The organism is Vibrio sp. 1401 (genome assembly GCF_033340295.1).
This window is the reverse complement of sequence record NZ_JAWOWF010000724.1, coordinates 1-547: the sequence shown is the minus strand read 5'-3', so window position 1 is coordinate 547 and position 547 is coordinate 1. Positions and strand designations below refer to the sequence as shown.

Below are 547 nucleotides of genomic sequence, written 5' to 3'. Positions count from 1 at the left end.
CTGAGATAAGAGCTTGCTTCACTCGAGTCGGTCTCGACGATGTTGGCGATCATCCCAGAGGCAAACAGCGTTCCGTAGTTATAGCCTGCGTAGCTTACTAAGCTAGAGACTACGAGCAGCAAGATAAAGAACGGCTTTCCAACCCATGGCCAGCTAAATAGGTTGAATAAGAAATTAAGCGCGGCAAAAAAGAAAATCGGAATAGTGATAATGAAACCGATTTTGACTTCGTCTAACTTAGTGAACATCCCAATGAGTTCTTTATAGATTGGGATGTTCACCACGAGAGCGAAATACAGCGCGAGTAGAACAGTAAAGGCACCGTATGGGATACCTTTCTTTGGAGAATCAACAGTCTTCATAAGTTACTTTCTTGAATAAAACTAAAGCAAGAACGACGCCCAAACAAATAGGGCAAGAAATAGCGCAACAAATACTGCTGCAGAGCCAATGTCTTTGGCTCGACCACTGAGTTCATGCCAGTCATCGCTGACACGGTCGACAACCGCTTCTACGGCGGAATTAATAAGTTCGACGATTAAAATCA

Annotated in this window: 2 protein-coding genes; both read right to left on the bottom strand. The window is 43.9% G+C overall.

Going from position 1 to position 547, the window contains the following annotated elements; all coding sequences use genetic code 11:
• Positions 1 to 362 (bottom strand): phosphoethanolamine transferase domain-containing protein (locus tag R7Z77_RS27800; protein WP_318137365.1); only part of this gene is annotated, 362 nt, incomplete at its 3' end.
• Positions 363 to 383: 21 nt separating this feature from the next.
• Positions 384 to 547: diacylglycerol kinase (locus R7Z77_RS27795; RefSeq protein WP_318127488.1), on the bottom strand; the 164-nt coding region annotated here is incomplete at its 5' end.